The sequence below is a fragment of the Gemmiger formicilis genome, from assembly GCF_024462815.1.
Taxonomy (GTDB): Bacteria; Bacillota; Clostridia; order Oscillospirales; family Ruminococcaceae; genus Gemmiger.
On the sequence record NZ_JANGCG010000025.1, the window covers coordinates 14,368 to 30,583 of the forward strand.

The 16,216-nt window shown below is 59.1% G+C and carries 15 protein-coding genes; 7 read left to right on the top strand and 8 right to left on the bottom strand.

The features are described 5' to 3' along the window. Positions 1 to 370 precede the first annotated feature (370 nt). Positions 371 to 1,360: an aldo/keto reductase gene (locus tag NE623_RS13590; protein WP_305146156.1), complete on the bottom strand. Its 990-nt coding sequence runs from the start codon at positions 1,358 to 1,360 to the stop codon at positions 371 to 373. 183 nt (positions 1,361 to 1,543) lie between these two features. On the opposite strand from NE623_RS13590, the gene NE623_RS13595 reads away from it, so the two are divergent. Further along, on the top strand, positions 1,544 to 2,020 hold the full coding sequence (locus tag NE623_RS13595; protein WP_256272900.1) for a MarR family winged helix-turn-helix transcriptional regulator: 477 nt from the start codon (positions 1,544 to 1,546) through the stop codon (positions 2,018 to 2,020). Continuing rightward, positions 2,017 to 3,357 (top strand): MATE family efflux transporter, encoded by a 1,341-nt coding sequence (locus NE623_RS13600; RefSeq protein WP_256272899.1) that lies wholly within the window; start codon positions 2,017 to 2,019, stop codon positions 3,355 to 3,357. Before NE623_RS13595 ends, NE623_RS13600 begins: the two co-directional genes overlap by 4 nt. 67 nt (positions 3,358 to 3,424) lie before the next feature. Here NE623_RS13600 and NE623_RS13605 read toward each other — a convergent pair whose 3' ends face one another. The 3 genes from NE623_RS13605 to NE623_RS13615 all read right to left on the bottom strand — a co-directional run bounded on the left by NE623_RS13605 (position 3,425) and on the right by NE623_RS13615 (position 8,017). Continuing rightward, on the bottom strand, positions 3,425 to 3,997 hold the full coding sequence (locus NE623_RS13605) for an ANTAR domain-containing response regulator (protein WP_256272898.1): 573 nt from the start codon (positions 3,995 to 3,997) through the stop codon (positions 3,425 to 3,427). A 107-nt stretch (positions 3,998 to 4,104) separates the two neighbouring features. Continuing rightward, entirely contained in the window at positions 4,105 to 5,415 is a 1,311-nt protein-coding gene (locus tag NE623_RS13610; RefSeq protein WP_256272897.1) for a glutamine synthetase family protein, read from the bottom strand. Positions 5,416 to 5,926: 511 nt separating this feature from the next. Then, positions 5,927 to 8,017: a glutamine synthetase III family protein gene (locus NE623_RS13615; protein ID WP_256272896.1), complete on the bottom strand. Its 2,091-nt coding sequence runs from the start codon at positions 8,015 to 8,017 to the stop codon at positions 5,927 to 5,929. Between the two features lie 270 nt (positions 8,018 to 8,287). On the opposite strand from NE623_RS13615, the gene NE623_RS13620 reads away from it, so the two are divergent. The 3 genes from NE623_RS13620 (at position 8,288) to NE623_RS13630 (ending at position 11,750) form a co-directional block, all read left to right on the top strand. Continuing rightward, positions 8,288 to 8,773, top strand: coding sequence for a hypothetical protein (locus NE623_RS13620; RefSeq protein WP_256272895.1), 486 nt, complete (start codon positions 8,288 to 8,290; stop codon positions 8,771 to 8,773). 106 nt (positions 8,774 to 8,879) lie between these two features. Beyond that, entirely contained in the window at positions 8,880 to 10,223 is a 1,344-nt protein-coding gene (locus NE623_RS13625) for a DUF3048 domain-containing protein (RefSeq protein ID WP_256272894.1), read from the top strand. Positions 10,224 to 10,304: 81 nt separating this feature from the next. Beyond that, a complete protein-coding gene (locus NE623_RS13630; RefSeq protein WP_256272893.1) occupies positions 10,305 to 11,750 on the top strand; it encodes a DUF3048 domain-containing protein in 1,446 nt (481 codons plus the stop codon). A gap of 119 nt (positions 11,751 to 11,869) precedes the next feature. Here the strand turns inward: NE623_RS13630 and NE623_RS13635 are convergent, their stop codons facing one another. Then, entirely contained in the window at positions 11,870 to 12,505 is a 636-nt protein-coding gene (locus tag NE623_RS13635) for a histidine phosphatase family protein (RefSeq protein WP_256272892.1), read from the bottom strand. A gap of 345 nt (positions 12,506 to 12,850) precedes the next feature. Here NE623_RS13635 and NE623_RS13640 point away from each other — a divergent pair, with 345 nt between their 5' ends. Beyond that, positions 12,851 to 13,549 (top strand): helix-turn-helix domain-containing protein, encoded by a 699-nt coding sequence (locus NE623_RS13640; RefSeq protein ID WP_256272891.1) that lies wholly within the window; start codon positions 12,851 to 12,853, stop codon positions 13,547 to 13,549. A gap of 218 nt (positions 13,550 to 13,767) precedes the next feature. Here the strand turns inward: NE623_RS13640 and NE623_RS13645 are convergent, their stop codons facing one another. Continuing rightward, positions 13,768 to 14,016: an AbrB/MazE/SpoVT family DNA-binding domain-containing protein gene (locus NE623_RS13645; protein WP_256272890.1), complete on the bottom strand. Its 249-nt coding sequence runs from the start codon at positions 14,014 to 14,016 to the stop codon at positions 13,768 to 13,770. Between the two features lie 267 nt (positions 14,017 to 14,283). Between NE623_RS13645 and NE623_RS13650 the strand changes: the two genes are divergently transcribed. Beyond that, positions 14,284 to 15,156, top strand: coding sequence for an N-acetylmuramoyl-L-alanine amidase family protein (locus NE623_RS13650; RefSeq protein WP_256272889.1), 873 nt, complete (start codon positions 14,284 to 14,286; stop codon positions 15,154 to 15,156). Positions 15,157 to 15,199: 43 nt separating this feature from the next. On the opposite strand, the gene NE623_RS13655 is transcribed toward NE623_RS13650, so the two are convergent. Together NE623_RS13655 and NE623_RS13660 are read right to left on the bottom strand one after the other, a co-directional pair. Beyond that, entirely contained in the window at positions 15,200 to 15,610 is a 411-nt protein-coding gene (locus NE623_RS13655) for a peptide deformylase (protein ID WP_256272887.1), read from the bottom strand. Positions 15,611 to 15,674: 64 nt separating this feature from the next. Further along, a complete protein-coding gene (locus NE623_RS13660; RefSeq protein WP_256272886.1) occupies positions 15,675 to 15,875 on the bottom strand; it encodes a hypothetical protein in 201 nt (66 codons plus the stop codon). Positions 15,876 to 16,216: the final 341 nt, after the last annotated feature.

Genomic DNA, 16,216 nt, shown 5'->3' on the forward strand with positions numbered 1-16,216 from the left:
CTCCGGCGCGGTTCCTGCCAATAACAGACTGCGCCTCCGTTTTGGCGTTTTGCTCTGCGCCTTTTTAGCGGTCTGCTTATTGCGTTTTGCCCTCATCGTTCTCTGCTCCGAACGATGGGGGATTTTTTTTGTATCGGCGCCCCTGGAAAGCGCCGATACAAAAAACAACCGCGTACAGCGGTTGTTCCGATGACCTCCGTCCGCGAACGCGGACAATAAAAGAGGGCAGCGGCGAACCGGGAATGGGATACGGCCGGGCACCTGCGGCGGGGTGGGGTCACCCCGCCCTACGAACTACCCATAAACCGACATACCTACAAACCCAAAACCGACGCCCTATCGTCGGGCGGCGGTTTACTATACAGTATGCTTACAGGCTGATTTTGTCAATCGCGGTGCGCTCCTCGGCGGTGAAATGGGTGTTCTCGACGGCCTTGATGTTGTCCAGAATCTGCTCGGTGCGGGACGCGCCAATCAACACGGTGGTGATTTCCTTGTGGCTCAGCAGCCAGGCCAGCGCCATCTCGGCCAGCGTCTGGCCGCGGGCGGCGGCAAGCTCGTTCAGCGCCTGAATCTGGGCAATGCGCTCCGGCGTGATGTCCTTCTCCTTCAGGAAGCGGCCATCGGTGTGCACGCGGCTGTCGGCGGGGATGCCGTGCAGATACCGGTCGGTCAGCAGGCCCTGCGCCAGCGGGCTGAAGGTGATAATGCCCCTGTTCAGCCGCGCCGCTGTATCCTTCAGGCCGTTGCGCTCAATCGTGCGGTCAAAGATGGAGTAGCGGTTCTGGTTGATGACGAACGGCACCTTCAGCTCGTCCAGAATCGCGGTGGCCTTCTCCAGCGTAGGGCCGTCATAGTTGGACAGGCCCACATACAGCGCCTTGCCGCTGCGCACGGCCTGCGCCAGTGCGCCCATCGTCTCCTCCAGCGGGGTGTTGGGGTCCATACGGTGATGGTAGAAAATGTCCACATAGTCCAGCCCCATGCGGCGCAGGCTCTGATCCAGACTGGCCAGCAGATACTTGCGGCTGCCCCAGTTGCCGTAGGGGCCTGCCCACATTTCATAACCAGCCTTGGTCGAGATGATCAGCTCGTCGCGGTAGACGCCCAGATCGTCCCGCAGGATTTTGCCAAAGTTTTCCTCGGCGGCGCCGGGCTGCGGGCCGTAGTTGTTGGCCAGATCAAAGTGAGTGATGCCGTGGTCGAACGCGGTGCGGCAGAGCGCACGCATATTCTCGTAGGGGGCGGTATCGCCGAAATTGTGCCACAGCCCCAGAGAGACGGCGGGCAGCAACAGCCCGCTGGCCCCGCAGCGGCGGTAGGGCAGGCCCTCATAGCGGTTTTGCGCAGCTTGGTACATGATGAAAACCTCCTTCTTTCGGGGAAATAATCTGCCTCTATTATAGAAGCCCGGCAGCGGCTTTGCAAGATGGTGACGGACAAAAGCTGTGCAAAAACGCGCACAAAGCAGGACACTTGACATAAATCCGAAATCGGACTATAATCAGAATCTGATTTCGGATTTGAAAGCGGAGGAAAGATAATGGAAGAGGTAAGCCCGCAGGCACGCGGCCTGCTGGATAAGATAAACCGCCAGTTTACAGAGGGCAACGCTCTGTACCATGTGGTAGCCCAGCAGTGCGGGCTGTCGGACGCGGCGTTCTGGACGCTGTACGCACTGTACACAAACCCGAAGCCCCAGACCCAGAACCGTATTTCTGCGGAGTGGGGGCTGCCCAAGCAGACGCTCAATTCCGCCGTGGCGGCTATGACCAAAAAGGGCCTTGTGGCGCTTTGCCCGGGAAAGGGCGCCCACGGCGGCAAGCTGGTCACCCTGACCGAGGCGGGCCGCGCTCTGGCGGAGCGCACCGTCGGCGCGGTCATTGTCGCCGAGCAGCGGGCCATCACCGATATGAGCCTTGCAGACTGTGAGCTGTATTATACGCTGGGGCAAAAGCATATGGCCTGCCTGCGGCGTGAATTTGAACGAATGGAAGGCAAAAAACAGGAGCAACTATGAGCAAGCAAATTCAATTATCCGACCATTTTACCACGGGGCGGCTGCTGCGATTTACGGCATCGCCCATCGTGATGATGATTTTTACCTCCATCTACACCATCGTGGATGGCTTTTTTGTCTCGAACTACGCGGGCAAAACGGCGTTCACGGCGCTGAACCTCATCTACCCGTATCTTCAGATGCTGGGCTGCCTCGGCTTTATGATCGGCACGGGCGGCAGCGCCCTTGTTGCCATGACGCTGGGTACCGGCGATGAAAAGCGCGCCAATCAGCTGTTCAGTATGTTGGTGGTCGCAACCGCCGTGCTGGGTGTGCTGTTCAGCGTTTTCGGCCTTGCGCTGTTGGAGCCTGTGGCCCTGCGGCTGGGCGCAACGCCGGAGCTGCTGCCCAGCTGCCTGACCTACGGCCGTATTTTGCTGACATTTCAGACGGCGTTCATGCTGCAGTATCTGTTCCAGAGCTTTTTTATTGCAGCCGAAAAGCCGAAGCTGGGCCTCTGCTTCACGGTGGCAGCGGGTGCGACCAATATGGTGCTGGACTTCGTCCTTGTAGGTGTGGCGGGGCTGGGGCTGGTCGGCGCGGCATCGGCCACGGTCATCAGCCAGATGGTCGGCGGCGTGGCCCCGATCTTCTATTTTATCAAGCGCCGCCCCGGCTGCCGGCTCTGCTTCACCAAGCCGCTGTTCAGCCTGCGGGCGTTGTTCAAGGCCTGCACAAACGGTGCGAGCGAGCTGATGACGAACATCTCGATGTCGCTGGTCAGCGCGCTGTACAACATCCAGCTGCTCAAGCTGTTTGGCGCGGACGGCGTAGCGGCCTACGGCGTCCTTATGTATGTGGGCTTTGTGTTCGCGGCGGTGTTCATCGGCTATGCGCAGGGCTGTGCGCCCATCGTCAGCTACCACTTTGGCGCGGGCAATAAGGACGAGCTGAAAAACCTGCTGCGCCGCAGCCTGACCATTATCGCCGTGGCGGGCGTTGCCATGCTGGTCTCAAGCGAGCTGCTGGCCGGGCCGCTGGCAAGAATCTTTGTCGGCTACGATGCGGGCCTGCTGGCGCTGACGATACACGGCATGAAGCTGTACTCCATCAGCTTTATTCTGTCCGGGTTCAACATTTTCGGCTCAGCGTTCTTCACGGCGCTGAACAACGGCGCGGTGTCGGCGGCCATCAGCTTTTTGCGCACGCTGCTGTTCCAGATCGTGTCGATTTTGACCCTGCCGCTCCTTATCGGTGTGGATGGCATCTGGCTGGCGGTCGTTGCCGCCGAGGCCATGGCGCTGGTGTGTACGGCTGGGTTTATTGTGCGGGGGCGCCGGAAATATGGATATATGTAAAAAAGAGGACGCAAATGCGTCCTCTTTTTTACGCCCGCAAGCCTTCCCCGGGGAAAGGCTTGCGGTGCTATTCATCCTCTTCTGCCTCCAAAAGCTCCTGCGCGACCTCGCCGCGGCTGCGGCGGGTGTCCATGGCGTTCTTTTCAATCAGGCGGTGGGCATCGGTCTCGGTCATGCCCTTTTTCTCAATCAGATAACACTTGGCGCGGTCCACAAGGCGCAGCTGGGCCAGCTTATCCAGCAGCTTTGCGTTCTCGGCGCGCAGCACGGCCAGACGCCGGTAGCTGCTGGCGGCAATCTGCACCGCTTGGCGGAACTGTGCGCCGGTAAACGGCTTGCCCAGCACCAGCACGCCAAAATCCTGCAGCTTGTCGGCAATCTGCTCGGCGGTGCCGGTCTTGGCCAGCAGAATGACACCCGCATCGGTTTTCTCCACGGCGTCGGTGCCCAGCTCGTGCCCGAACTCATCGGGCAGGGGCGTGTTGATGATGACGACCTCAAAATCGTTGGTATCCATGCGGCGACGCGCCTCACCGCCGCTGGCGACAATGGTGGGGCGGGTATAGCCCAGCTCCGCAATGTGGCGCGCCAGATATTCGTTGGCATTGTTCCCGGCGGAAACAATCAAAGCCTTGGCCATGCGCAGCCCTCCCTTCCTGTTTGCTGTGGTATCCATGGAACGTAGGGGCACATCCTGTATGTGCCCGCGGTAGGGAATCCGCCCCTACGGATTTTCCTGGGATGGCATCAGATAATCAGGAAGCTGTGGGCGCGCTCCCAGGCTTCGGTGTCGGGGGCGGCTTCGGCGTCATGGCAGAGCTGGGTCTGGTACTCAAAATACTTGTTTTGCAGGGCCACCGGCAGCTCGCGGCTGATGAACTCGCTCTGCGCGGCCACTGTGATGGCCTCCCGCAGAGTGCGGGGCAGGCTTTCCAGCCCTGCTGCGGCGCTGGGGTGGAACAGATTGCGGTTCACGGCCTCGGGCAGGGGCAGGCTGCGCGCAATGCCGTCAAGCCCCGCGGCCAGAATCAGCCCGATGACCAGATACGGGTTGCCGGCGGGGTCGGGACCGCGCAGCTCCACACGGCACAAATCACCGTGGGCGCTGGGCAGACGCACCAGCTGGCTGCGGTTCTGGCGGCTCCAGCTCACGTAGAGCGGGGCCTCGTTGGCACCCAAGCGCGCATAGGAGTTGGGCACCGGGTTGCAGAAGGCAGTCAGCTCGCGGGCGTGGGCGAGAATCCCGGCCACAAAGTGCCCGGCCTCGCTGTCGGGTGTGAGGTCGCCCTCAAACAGGTTCTTGCCGTCCTGCAGCAGCGAGATGTTGACGTGCAGACCGCTGCCCGGCTGGTTCGCGATGGGCTTGGGCATAAAGCTGGCAAATAGGCCGTTGCGGGCCGCAATGGCTTTGACGGTGCTCTTGAAGGTGTTTAAATTATCGGCGGATTTCAGCGCCGTGGTGTAGCGGAAGCAGACCTCGTTCTGACCGTGGCCGCTTTCGTGGTGGCTGTGCTCGGGGTGCAGGCCCATCTCCTCGATGGCAAAGCAGATTTCCCGGCGGATGTTCTCGCCCTTGTCCAGCGGTGGAATGTCAAAATAGCCGCCCATATCCAGCGGGATGCGGGTGGGATTGCCGTTCTCGTCCGTCTCAAACAGGTAGAACTCGCACTCACAGCCCACGTTGCAAATCAGCCCCATGGCGCGGGCACGCTTGACAACGGACTGCAGATAGCCACGGCAGTTGCCCTCAAACGGTTTGCCGTTGGGCAGGGTGATGTCGCAGTACATCCGGATGACGCGTCCCTCGGTGGGGCGCCACGGCAGCACGGTGGCGGTGTCCGGGTCCGGCCAGAGCACAAGGTCGCTTTCCTCCACATTCATAAACCCGGCGATGGAGGAACCGTCAAAGCTGACGCCCTCGGCAAAGGCGCGGGGCAGCTCACTGGCGAAAAGGGAGACGTTTTTCTGGTTGCCGAAAATATCACAGAATGTCAGCTTGGCAAATTTGACATCGTTGTCCTCAACAAAATTGAGAATATCCTGCGCGGTGCGTTTCATAGGTTAGCCTCCGGAAGATAGAGTTGAAAGTAAAGAAGGAGGAAAAAAGGAAATGTAGGATGTGAGCAAATAATAAATAATAAATAAAAAATAAGAAATGAGGTGGAGTTTTCGCCCTGTTGGGCGAAAACGAGAAGCCTCCGGGAGGAGGGTGCGCTGGAGGGAGGAAAACTCTGTCACGAACAAAAATCGGATTGCCGTAAAATTCTGTCCCCTGTTGCTGCACAGCTTTCTTCGTACTTTGTTTTCGCCCCGGTGGGGCGAAAACTCCACCATATTTATTATTTATTATTTTTTAGTTATTATTTGTCTTGCACATACTCGAAAGGCCCACCTTGTTGCGGGCGGGCCTTTCGAGCTGGTGTAAGAAATAGGAAAAGGAGAATGACGATTGTAAAATGTACACCCTGCCGCTGTGGTCACTGTGCGGGGTGAGCACGGCGGCGTGAAGGAAAATGACAAATCGGGAAGGGGCTGCTGCTTGGTTGGGGGCGGCCCCGGCGGGGAATGATTACTCGGTGTAGAACAGCATACGGCTGTAGCAGGGCAGCGGCCAATAATCCTCATCGACCAGGCTCTCGGCCTCATCGGCGGCGGCGCGCAGGGCGTCCATCGCGGGGATGACCTCGTCATGGAAGGCGTGTGCCTTGGCGGCCTCGTCCTCCATCGTGCTGACCTTGTCGGTGACGGCCTTCAGCGTGTCGGCGGCGTCGGACATTTCATCGGTGTACTTGCTCAGGGCGGTCAGCACCTTGGTCTCGGCCTTGGTGGAAATGCCCTCCACAGCGGCGGTCTTGGCAGCAGCGGAGCTGGCAACCTCGCCCATATAGGCGGTGGCAGCGGGAATCAGCTGCTTGTTGGCAATTTTCAACATCGTGCGGGCCTCAATGTTGAGAATCTTGGAGTAGTGCTCCATCTCAACTTCGTAGCGGCTCAGCATCTCGGTCTTGGTCAGGACGCCGAACTCCTCCATCAGGGCGATGTTCTTCTCGTCCTTCAGGGCAATCATGGCGTCGGGGGTGCACTTGCGGTTGGGCAGGCCGCGGCGCTCGGCCTCCTGCTCCCATGCCTCGCTGTAGCCGTTGCCGTTGAAGATTACGCGGCGGTGCTCGTTCAGCGTTTTCTTGACCCACGCAGCGGCGGCGCACTCAAAGTCAGCGGCGTCAGCGGTGGCAGCCACGAACTCCTTCAGGCTCTTGGCCACGGCGGTGTTCAGGATGGTGTTGGCATCGGACAGGTTCTCGGCGGAGCCGGGCATACGGAACTCAAACTTGTTGCCGGTGAAGGCGAACGGAGAGGTACGGTTGCGGTCGGTGGTGTCCTTGCTGAACTTGGGCAGGACATCGACGCCCAGATCCATCTTCATCTTGACAGGACCGGCGTAGGGGGAGTCAGAGCAGACAGCGTCAATGACGGCCTCGAGCTCCTCGCCCACGAAGATGGAGATGATGGCCGGAGGTGCCTCGTTGGCACCGAGGCGGTGGTCATTGCCCGGGGTGGCCACGGAAGTGCGCAGCAGATCAGCGTAATCATCGACGGCCTCAATGACAGCGGACAGGAACACCATGAACTGCAGGTTCTCCATCGGGGTGTCACCGGGGTCGAGCAGGTTCTCGTGCTTGGTGCTGATGGACCAGTTGTTGTGCTTGCCGCTGCCGTTGACGCCCTCGAACGGCTTCTCGTGCTGCAGGCAGACAAGGCCGTGCTTGTCGGCAATCTTCTTCATCATTTCCATCGTCAGCAGATTGTGATCGATGGCAACGTTGGTGGTGTCGTAGATGGGGGCAAGCTCATGCTGGCAGGGGGCAACCTCGTTGTGCTTGGTCTTGGCGGGAATGCCCAGCTTCCACAGCTCCTCGTCCAGCTCCTTCATGAAGCCGGAAACGATGGGGCGAAGGGTGCCGAAGTAGTGCTCCTCGAGCTCCTGACCCTTGGACGGGGCAGAGCCGAACAGCGTGCGGCCGGTCAGAATCAGGTCAAGGCGCTTGGCATAGTCCTCCTTTTTAATCAGGAAGTACTCCTGCTCGGGGCCAACGGTGGTGGCAACGCGCTCCACGTCCTTGCCGAACAGATGCAGCACCTTGCAGGCCTGGTCGGAGATGGCCTGCATCGAGCGCAGCAGCGGGGTCTTTTTGTCCAGAGCCTCGCCGGTGTAGGAGCAGAACGCGGTGGGGATGCAGAGTGTGTCATCCTTCACGAAGGCGTAGCTGGTGGGATCCCATGCGGTGTAGCCGCGGGCCTCGGCGGTGGCGCGCAGGCCGCCGGAGGGGAAGGAGGAGGCGTCCGGCTCGCCCTTGATGAGCTCCTTGCCGGAGAACTCCATAATGGCAGTGCCGTCAGGCTGGGGGCTGACAAAGCCATCGTGCTTCTCACTGGTGATGCCGGTCAGGGGCTGGAACCAGTGGGTGTAATGGGTGGCACCCTGCTCAATAGCCCAACGCTTCATCACGCTGGCGACAACGTTGGCGACCTCCAGGTCGAGGGGCTGGCCCTTCTCAATCGTTGCCTTCAGGCTCTTGTAGGTCGAGCTGGGCAGACGCTCACGCATCTCATGCTCGTTGAAAACTTTGCTGCCGTAAAGTTCCATAACGGTTGCTGCCATACTTCTTACTCCTTTGTGTCCTCTATTTACAGAAAAAGGACGCTGCGAAAACACATTCGCAGCGCCCTTGCTGTTATGCTCTTATTATACGGTGGCCGGGGAAAAAATGCAACTGGCAATCTGCCGAAACGAAGCGTAAAATTACAGTGGAAATCCGGCAACATTGTGAACTGTGCGCGGGTGGAGGAAGGTGGTATAATAAATAATAGATAAGAAATAATAAATAGAGGCGGGGAAAGGCACCAAAAAATCAGAAAGGAACACCTACCTATGGAAATTGAACGCAAATGGATGGTCACCGGCTGGCCGGAGGGTCTGGAACAGACCTCCCTTTATAAAATGGATCAGGGCTATATCAGCGTGCGCCCCACGGTGCGTATCCGGCGCGAGGCCCTGCAGGGCGGGCGCACGGCGCTGGTGCTCTGCTTCAAGGGTGCGGGTGGGCTGAGCCGAGAGGAAATCGAAACCGAGATTGACGCGGAGTTGTTCGCCAAGCTCGAGCATTTGATCGGCAAACCTCTGATTCATAAAGAACGCCGCGGCTATCGGCTGCCCGGCGGGCTGACGCTGGAGGTCAACTGCGTGGATCCTGATATGCCCACCGCCTTCTGGTATGCCGAGGTCGAATACGAAACCGAGGCGCAGGCCCTTGCGTGGGACCCTGCTGCCTGCGGGCTGGGGGCGTATCTGCACGATGAGTGCACCGGCAAGCCCGGCAGCAGCATGGGGGACTACTGGCTGCAGACAAGAGGATAAAAGGATTTGTAAAATTCCCTGTGTAATCTTTACAAACCGTGACAAAAAGGCTACAATAATAAGTAACTACTATGCCGATACGGAAACTGGAAAAAGGAGCAATGGAATGAAACGTGTTCTGCTTGTAATTGCGGCGCTGCTCTCCCTGACGGTGCTGCTGACAGCCTGCAAAAAGGACGGAGATACCCTGTCCACCACCACCTCCACCGCGACCAGCGCCGCAGCGGAGCCCACCGCCACCCCCGAGCCGACGCTGCCCCCCTATGAGGCCAACGTCCTGACCGGTGAGCCCAAGGGCGCCGACTACCCCGAGGGGCAGCGCATCACGGCCGTTATGGTCAACAACATTGTGGCGGCCCGCCCCCAGCGCGGCCTGTCCAAGGCGGACATCCTGTTTGAAATCAAGGTCGAGGGCGGCATCACCCGCTTTATGCCGGTCTATACCGATTATAAGACCATCGGCGAGGTTGGCCCCATCCGTTCCGGCCGTGACCAGTTCTTCCGCCTGATTCTGCCGTGGCAGGCTCTGTATATCCATGAGGGCCAGTCCATTGTTATGCAGCAGTATGCCATTGACTATGACTACGGCAAGCTGAACAACAATGACGGTGCCAACGGCTACCGCGACTATGGCCGTGTGAACTGGGCCGGCCAGAGCTACAACGCCGGTACTCTGAGGCTGGAGCACACGATGTACACCAACTCGGACAACATCGAAAATTACATCACCAGCCAGAATGTGGATATGAGCCGCACCTACAACTCCACCTTCTTCAACTTTGTGGATTACCGTCTGGGCACCACCCGCGACCTGTCCAACAGCATCGACAGCGCCTACAGCGACAAGTACGGCCCGATTGTCTCTGACGGCCAGTACATCGAGGTTGAGCACAGCCCGTCCTACAAGACCCGCTTCATCTATGACGAGGCCACCAACCAGTACAAGATGCAGCAGAACTACTCGGACGGCCAGTGGCGCGACACCGTGGATGAGGCCGCCGACAACAAGGTGCTGACCTTCCCCAACGTCATCGTGCTCTACACCGATATCCACACCTACCCCGGCCATGAGAAAACGGACCTGCAGTATGTTGAGTACGCCTGGGGCGGCATCGGCTACTACTGCTACGGCGGCAAGTGCGAGAAGATCTACTGGCAGAAGGGCACCCCGCTGGAGGCCCTGCGCCTGTACTATCTGAACGAGGACGGCTCCTGCAGCGACACCCCTGTGGAAATCAACACCGGCAAGAGCTATGTGGCTGTGACGGATGTAGACTTTGCCGGTAACTTTGTGCACAGCACGCTGGAGAGCGTGAACCTGTCCAACGCTACCACCCAGACTTACGAGAAAAACTATGTCGAGGATGACGCCAAGGCCGGTGAGACTTTGGGCTCCTCTACCGATGACCTGACCGCAGCCGCCACCGGCAGCGGCAGCGCCGAAGGCTAAATAAAACTTACCCGACAACGTGGCTCGCCCGGCGGCGGGCCGCGTTGTTGCTTTTATAGAGAACTGGGAAAGAGGTACCTTATGAGAAAATTGCAGGCATTGGGCGGTGCAGCGGTACTGCTGGCGGCCCTGCTGCTGGGTGGCTGCAGCCAGGAGGCCACGGATGCCACGCCGGAGCAGGCCGCCCCGGCGGCTACGGCCGAGTCGACCGCCGCTCCGACCCCAACGCTGTCTGTCAACCCGCTGACCGGTCTGGACGATGGCAATTACGCCAACAAGCGCCCGGTGGCCGTGACGCTGCGTACGCTGTACGGTGCACAGCCCCAGTGGGGCGTGGCCGCCGCCGATGTGCTGGTGGAGGGCGTGACCGAGGGCGGCACCGCCAGCCTGATGGCGCTGTATGCCGATGTGGACAGCATCAGCAGGGTTGGGCCTGTCGGCCCGGGGCGTGACCTGCTCCTGCAGGCCGCCCTGCCGCTGAACGCCGTGCCGGTGCACATTGATAAGAACATCTATGCCGCCAACCTGTTGAACACGCTGGCCTATCAGGACCTTGACGGCTACCATGTGGGCAAGACGGCCTTTGCCTTTGACCAGAGCCGGCAGGACGCAGGCTACCGCGAGGAAAACTGCTGGTATACCACCGGCGAGCTGATTCGCAACGGCCTGCAGAGCTACGGTGCATCCGCAGAAGGCGAAAACACGCCGCTGTTCCGCTTTGGCATCCGGCCGGAGGTTGCCCCGGAAAACCGCAACGGCACCAATCTGACCGTGACCTTCTCCAAATCGGACAGTGAGCAGCTGAACTACAACGAGGGCACCGGCCTGTATGAGAAGCTGAACGCCGACGGCTCGCCCATGACGGACGCCGAAAGCGGCCAGCAGGTTGCGTTCACCAACGTGTTTGTGCTGTACGCGTCCAGCGGTATCAAGGATGACGGCTACACCCGCCAGTACGATATGACCGGCGGCACCGGCATCTACCTGAACGGCGGCGCATGGGAGCAGATTTCGTGGACGAAGGAGGATGCCACCGGCCCCTTCACCCTGACCGCCGCCGACGGTACGCCGCTGACCGTGGCCCCCGGCAAGAGCTTTATTGCCATCTGGGGTGGCTACTACGGCCAGTCCCTGACGCTGACGGCGCCGGACGGCACCGCGCAGACCCTGCCCGAAAAGCCCACCCTGCTGGAAAGCGGTATTTCTGACGAGGCAGCCGCCGCAGCGGAGGCCGAGCTGAGCGCCGCCCAGCAGTATGTGGACGCACAGGCCGCTGTGGACAATGCCACGGCAGATCTGGCCGAAGCTGAGTCCGCACTGGCCGATGCACAGGCCGCGCTGGATGCCGACAGCGAGAACGCCGACCTCATCGCCGCCCGCGATGCCGCGCAGGCCCGCATTGACGAGCTGAACCAGACGATTGCGGACAATCAGGCCATCCTTTCCTCCGCCCCGCAGCCGGAGGAAACGCCCGCACCCACGGAGGCCGCTGAGGCAGCTCCCGAGGAGGCCGCCCCCGCAGAATAAAAAAGCATATCCACATAAAAACACCTGTATGACAGCTTGAGCTTTCTGCCACACAGGTGTTTTTGGTTTAATTATTTAAAATTCTTTTGGTTCTTTTCTTATAAGAAAAGAACAGGAAATCATTCCATGCCGTCCAGATAGCCGTGCGGCACAACGTCATAGGCCTCGGCCAGATGGTCGCGCATCCACATCTCGGCGTCCAGACGCACACTGTAGCCGGCACCGGGGTCGGTCATCCACTCCTCTGGCTTGCGGAAGGGCAGAGCGTGCTGCGACAGCATATTCATAATGACGCCGCCGTGGGTCACGCAGGCGGCTTCCTCGGTGTGGGTGCGCAGCATATACTCAAACATCTTCATCAGCATCGAGGACGTGCGGTTGAAGAACATCTGCCGGTCCTCCGCACCCTCGGGCACGGTGCGGCTGGTGGGATCCATCCACTGGGCAAACTCGGGGTCCTTCACCAGCTCCTGCACGGCGCGGCCCTCAAATTTGCCAAAGGCCATCTCCCGCAGGTCATCCAGCTCAATCTGCCGCACGCCGGGAAACAGAATCTCCGCCGTCTCGGTGGCGCGCTTCAGCGGGCTGGTAAACACCAGCGGCACCTGCGGATAGTCAAAATCCTTTTTCAGTGTTTTCAGCTGGGCGCGGCCCTCGTCACACAGCGGCAAATCGCTGCCGCTGCCAATGTACAACCCCTTCAGGTTTCCCTCCGTCAGACCGTGGCGGAGTAAGTGCAGCTTATAATATTTCACAGCTTGTAATCTCACTTTCGTAATGTCTATCTATCAGCATACCCTAAAATACAGCTTCTTGCAACTGCAAAAGGTTACAATTTGGTTACAACCAGCCGCGCCGGTGCGCAGCTGCCGGATTTTGCCCACAATATTTATAGCTGTACCCGCTGTATAATGACTAAATATAGGCAAAGCTCCGCGGTTCGGCGTTTTGACGGCCATTTCTGCATAAATCTTGTCGACTTTTTGGGTTTACAAAACGTTTTTCACTCGCTATAATATACAGCGTGTAGAAAATACGGCAGGGGCACCACTGCGGCCCGGCGCAAGCCGGTATCTGCCCCGGAACAGGATATACAGATCATGGGGATCGAATTCAATCGCATCATCACGCTGCTGCGCAAGGAACGCGGCATCACCCAGAAGCAGGCGGCACAGGACCTGGGCATCAGCCAGGCACAGCTCTCCCATTATGAAAAGGGCATCCGCGAGTGCGGCCTCGCCTTCGTGGTGCAGGTGGCGGATTACTACGATGTCAGCTGTGACTACCTTCTGGGCCGCAGTGCAGAGCGCAACGGCCAGATTATCACGGTCGAGGACCTGCCGGAGGGCAACTCTGCCACCGGCGGCAGCGTCTACCGCGGCAGTGTGCTGCCCACCATGTACAAAAAGCTCATCGAGAACTCGCTCGACATTCTCTATGATAAATTGCAGGAGAGCAAGGACAAGCAGCTGGTGGTTGCAGTCAGCAACTATCTGATGCTGGCGGTCTACAAGATGTTCCGCCAGATGTATGAGGCCTCGCCCAAAAATATCAGCGGTATGTTCCGCATCGGCTCGGCCCGGTGGAACAGCAGCGCCAGCGCGGCCATGAATATGGCCGAGGGCGATTTGGCCGCCGCGCTGACCGGCGAGGACGGCACCCGCGACAGCCTGGAGCCCGCTACCCTGTCCCTTGGCACAGACCAGCTGGCCCGCGACTATCCGCGCCACGCCACCAGTCTGTTCAATCTGGTCAAAAACGCCGAGGAATCCATGCGCGGCCTGAAAAAGGCGGAATAAACAACAGATTTTGTTCGCTGCTTCGCTCTCCCCCATGCCTTCTCCCTCTGAGAGAAGGTGGCCCCGCAGGGCCGGATGAGGGCGGACTGTCCGGCAAGCACTCGTTTGCCGGGTATAGCGGGCGGGCAATGCCCGGTCCCAGCAGCTTCACAACAACAAAAGCGGTGTGCCACCGGGCACACCGCTTTTTACTTACTATTGCAGCCTTCCAAACCGCTTTACTTCCGCAGCGCCTTGCGGCAGGCCGGGCAAACATACTTTCCGTGCAGCAACACGGCATCAGGGGAAATATCCCCGCAGAACACGCAGCTGCCTTGGGCGCGGTACTTGCGCATAATGATGGAATCTCCATTGGTAAAAATCTCCAGCGGGGTGTCCGGCGTAATGCCGTAGGTGTTGCGCAATTCCTTGGGCAGAACCACGCGCCCCAGACTGTCGATGCTGCGGACGATGCCGGTAGAAATCATCTTTCTGACCTCCTGTTATACGTTCGGCACTCGGTACCGAAGCGGCGCCGCCCGCACCAGTCCTGCGGGCAGTCTCACACCCCCTATTATATATGCTATTGGAAATATTGTCAATATTTGACAAATATAAAAAGATGGATTTTTCGTCATTTTTTTCACTTCCTGTTGTAAAAAAACGAAAAACATCGCCTCCGGCTGAAGTTTGTCACAACTTTGACACAACCTTGTGCTACGGTTTAAACACTAAATCGAAACGGAGGCGGAGATATGACCCCTGTACAGGAAAAACAGGTCTACCGCAGCCGCAACAGGCGGCGGCACGGCCACGGCGGGCTTGCTGCGGCCATTGCGGTGGCGGTAATCTGCGCGGTCACGCTGGGCGTGCTGCAAACCAAAGCGGCGCCTGCCCGCAGGGCAGCCGGGGCAGTCTCCGCCACAGAGAGCACCGTGGAAACGAAGCTGGATGCCTTGGCCCCGGCCGCAAAGACAGAGACAAAAATTGTGGTGGCCATCGACCCGGGCCACGGCGGCGTCAACCCAAATATCGGGGCCGAGGATGCAGGCAGCGAGGGCAGCGGCCTGCGCGAAGCGGACATCACGCTGAAAACTGCACAACTCGTCTGCGAAAAGCTGGAGGCGGACGGCCGCTTTGCGCCAATCTTGACCGCGGATGGCACCGAGTACCGCAAACCGAGCCGCCGCGCGGAGCTGGCCAAAGCGGCCGGCGCGGAGCTGCTGCTGTCCATCCACCTGAATTATGACGCGGACAGCAGCGTGGCGGGCTTTGAGTGCTATCCCGCTACACCGCAGCTCGCAACAAACGCCGACAGCCTGCGGTTTGCGGGGCTCATCGCGGAAAAGTTTGCTGCACTGGGGCTGGACTTGCGCGGCGCGGACGGCATACGCTATATCTATTTTGATGCTAACGACAACCGTTACATACGGGAATCCACCGATGCAACGCCAATCGCCGACCCGACATTTACCATTGTGCAGGCGTGCGGCTGCCCCGCGGTGCTGGCGGAGGAGGGCTTCATCAGCAACACGCAGGACGTTGCACGCATTGCCTCCGACGCCGGATGTGAGGCTGCGGCGCAGGCGTACTATGACTGCATCCTGGCCTATTTTGATTTGCAATAAAAAAAGCGCGGTGCGCCCGGAGGGGTGCATCGCGCTGTGTACTTTATATAAGGATGCCGTTGCAGTGGTCAACCTCGTGCTGGATAATCTGTGCGGTCCAGCCGGTAAAATTTTTTACATGGGTGTTCATGGCGCGGTCCTGCCATTGCACCTTGATGGTGCGGTGACGTTTTGCCTTGCGCTGCCCCTGCAGCGAGAGACACCCCTCCTCTGCAAGGTAGAGCCCCTTGCGGTAGAGGATAACCGGGTTGAACATTTCACACGGCGTGCCCTCGTTGTCAAAAACGATGATGGCCTTGTTCACGCCAATCATATTGGCGGCCATACCGACACAGCCGTCCGCATGGGCTTTCAGCGTGTCGAGCAGATCATCGGCCACGGAAATATCACCCGCGTCAGAGGGCAGCGCCTTCTGCGCCAGAAAGACCGTATCGGTCATCAGGGGACGAACCATGATAAAACCTCCCACAGTGTACTATTATAATATAGTATACCGTGAGAGGCGGAGAATGTAAAGTTCAATAGGGCAGGGGGCCAAGATAGCCGCCCGCAGCGCGGCACTGATGCAGCACCGTGCGGCAGGACTCATCGGCCCGGCGCAGATACTCTTTCTTGCGGGCCAAGTCGCGGCGCTGCTGCTCCTGCATCGCCCGGAAATGCGGGCACGCCTTATGGCACCCCACGCAATAGGAATGGCAGTTCTTCTGGCAAGGAAGCATGGTGAAACGCTCCTTTCTGAAAATCAGGTACAGATTTTGGCAGACTGAACACAAGATATAGTGGGAAAGAACTGTTCTTATGCCTATAGTATACACCTTCTCGCCTGTCACATCAAGGGGAAATGTGTAAGTTACCTGTAAAGCTTTGCCAAGGCGGGCTGAGATAGGAGAGGGGCTAATCTTTCACTACTCAGCTAACTGTCCCGCAAGCAGCTTTTTCCGCATAGCCACCCCAGTAGGGGCCGGGCATGCCCGGCCCGGTTGTTTCCTAATATCTGCTGTTACTGGTAAACCACTGAACCCTCCGCACCCACATTTAGTAGTCATACTTCCCCATCTCC

Bases quoted from the DNA above. Each gene is read 5' to 3' on its own strand.
- NE623_RS13590 (WP_305146156.1), bottom strand. From the start codon at position 1,360: ATGTACCAAGCTGCGCAAAACCGCTATGAGGGCCTGCCCTACCGCCGC.
- NE623_RS13620 (WP_256272895.1), top strand. From the start codon at position 8,288: ATGGAAATTGAACGCAAATGGATGGTCACCGGCTGGCCGGAGGGTCTG.
- NE623_RS13640 (WP_256272891.1), top strand. From the start codon at position 12,851: ATGGGGATCGAATTCAATCGCATCATCACGCTGCTGCGCAAGGAACGC.
- NE623_RS13650 (WP_256272889.1), top strand. From the start codon at position 14,284: ATGACCCCTGTACAGGAAAAACAGGTCTACCGCAGCCGCAACAGGCGG.
- NE623_RS13610 (WP_256272897.1), bottom strand. From the start codon at position 5,415: ATGAAACGCACCGCGCAGGATATTCTCAATTTTGTTGAGGACAACGAT.
- NE623_RS13615 (WP_256272896.1), bottom strand. From the start codon at position 8,017: ATGGCAGCAACCGTTATGGAACTTTACGGCAGCAAAGTTTTCAACGAG.
- NE623_RS13660 (WP_256272886.1), bottom strand. From the start codon at position 15,875: ATGCTTCCTTGCCAGAAGAACTGCCATTCCTATTGCGTGGGGTGCCAT.
- NE623_RS13645 (WP_256272890.1), bottom strand. From the start codon at position 14,016: ATGATTTCTACCGGCATCGTCCGCAGCATCGACAGTCTGGGGCGCGTG.
- NE623_RS13595 (WP_256272900.1), top strand. From the start codon at position 1,544: ATGGAAGAGGTAAGCCCGCAGGCACGCGGCCTGCTGGATAAGATAAAC.
- NE623_RS13605 (WP_256272898.1), bottom strand. From the start codon at position 3,997: ATGGCCAAGGCTTTGATTGTTTCCGCCGGGAACAATGCCAACGAATAT.
- NE623_RS13655 (WP_256272887.1), bottom strand. From the start codon at position 15,610: ATGGTTCGTCCCCTGATGACCGATACGGTCTTTCTGGCGCAGAAGGCG.
- NE623_RS13630 (WP_256272893.1), top strand. From the start codon at position 10,305: ATGAGAAAATTGCAGGCATTGGGCGGTGCAGCGGTACTGCTGGCGGCC.
- NE623_RS13600 (WP_256272899.1), top strand. From the start codon at position 2,017: ATGAGCAAGCAAATTCAATTATCCGACCATTTTACCACGGGGCGGCTG.
- NE623_RS13625 (WP_256272894.1), top strand. From the start codon at position 8,880: ATGAAACGTGTTCTGCTTGTAATTGCGGCGCTGCTCTCCCTGACGGTG.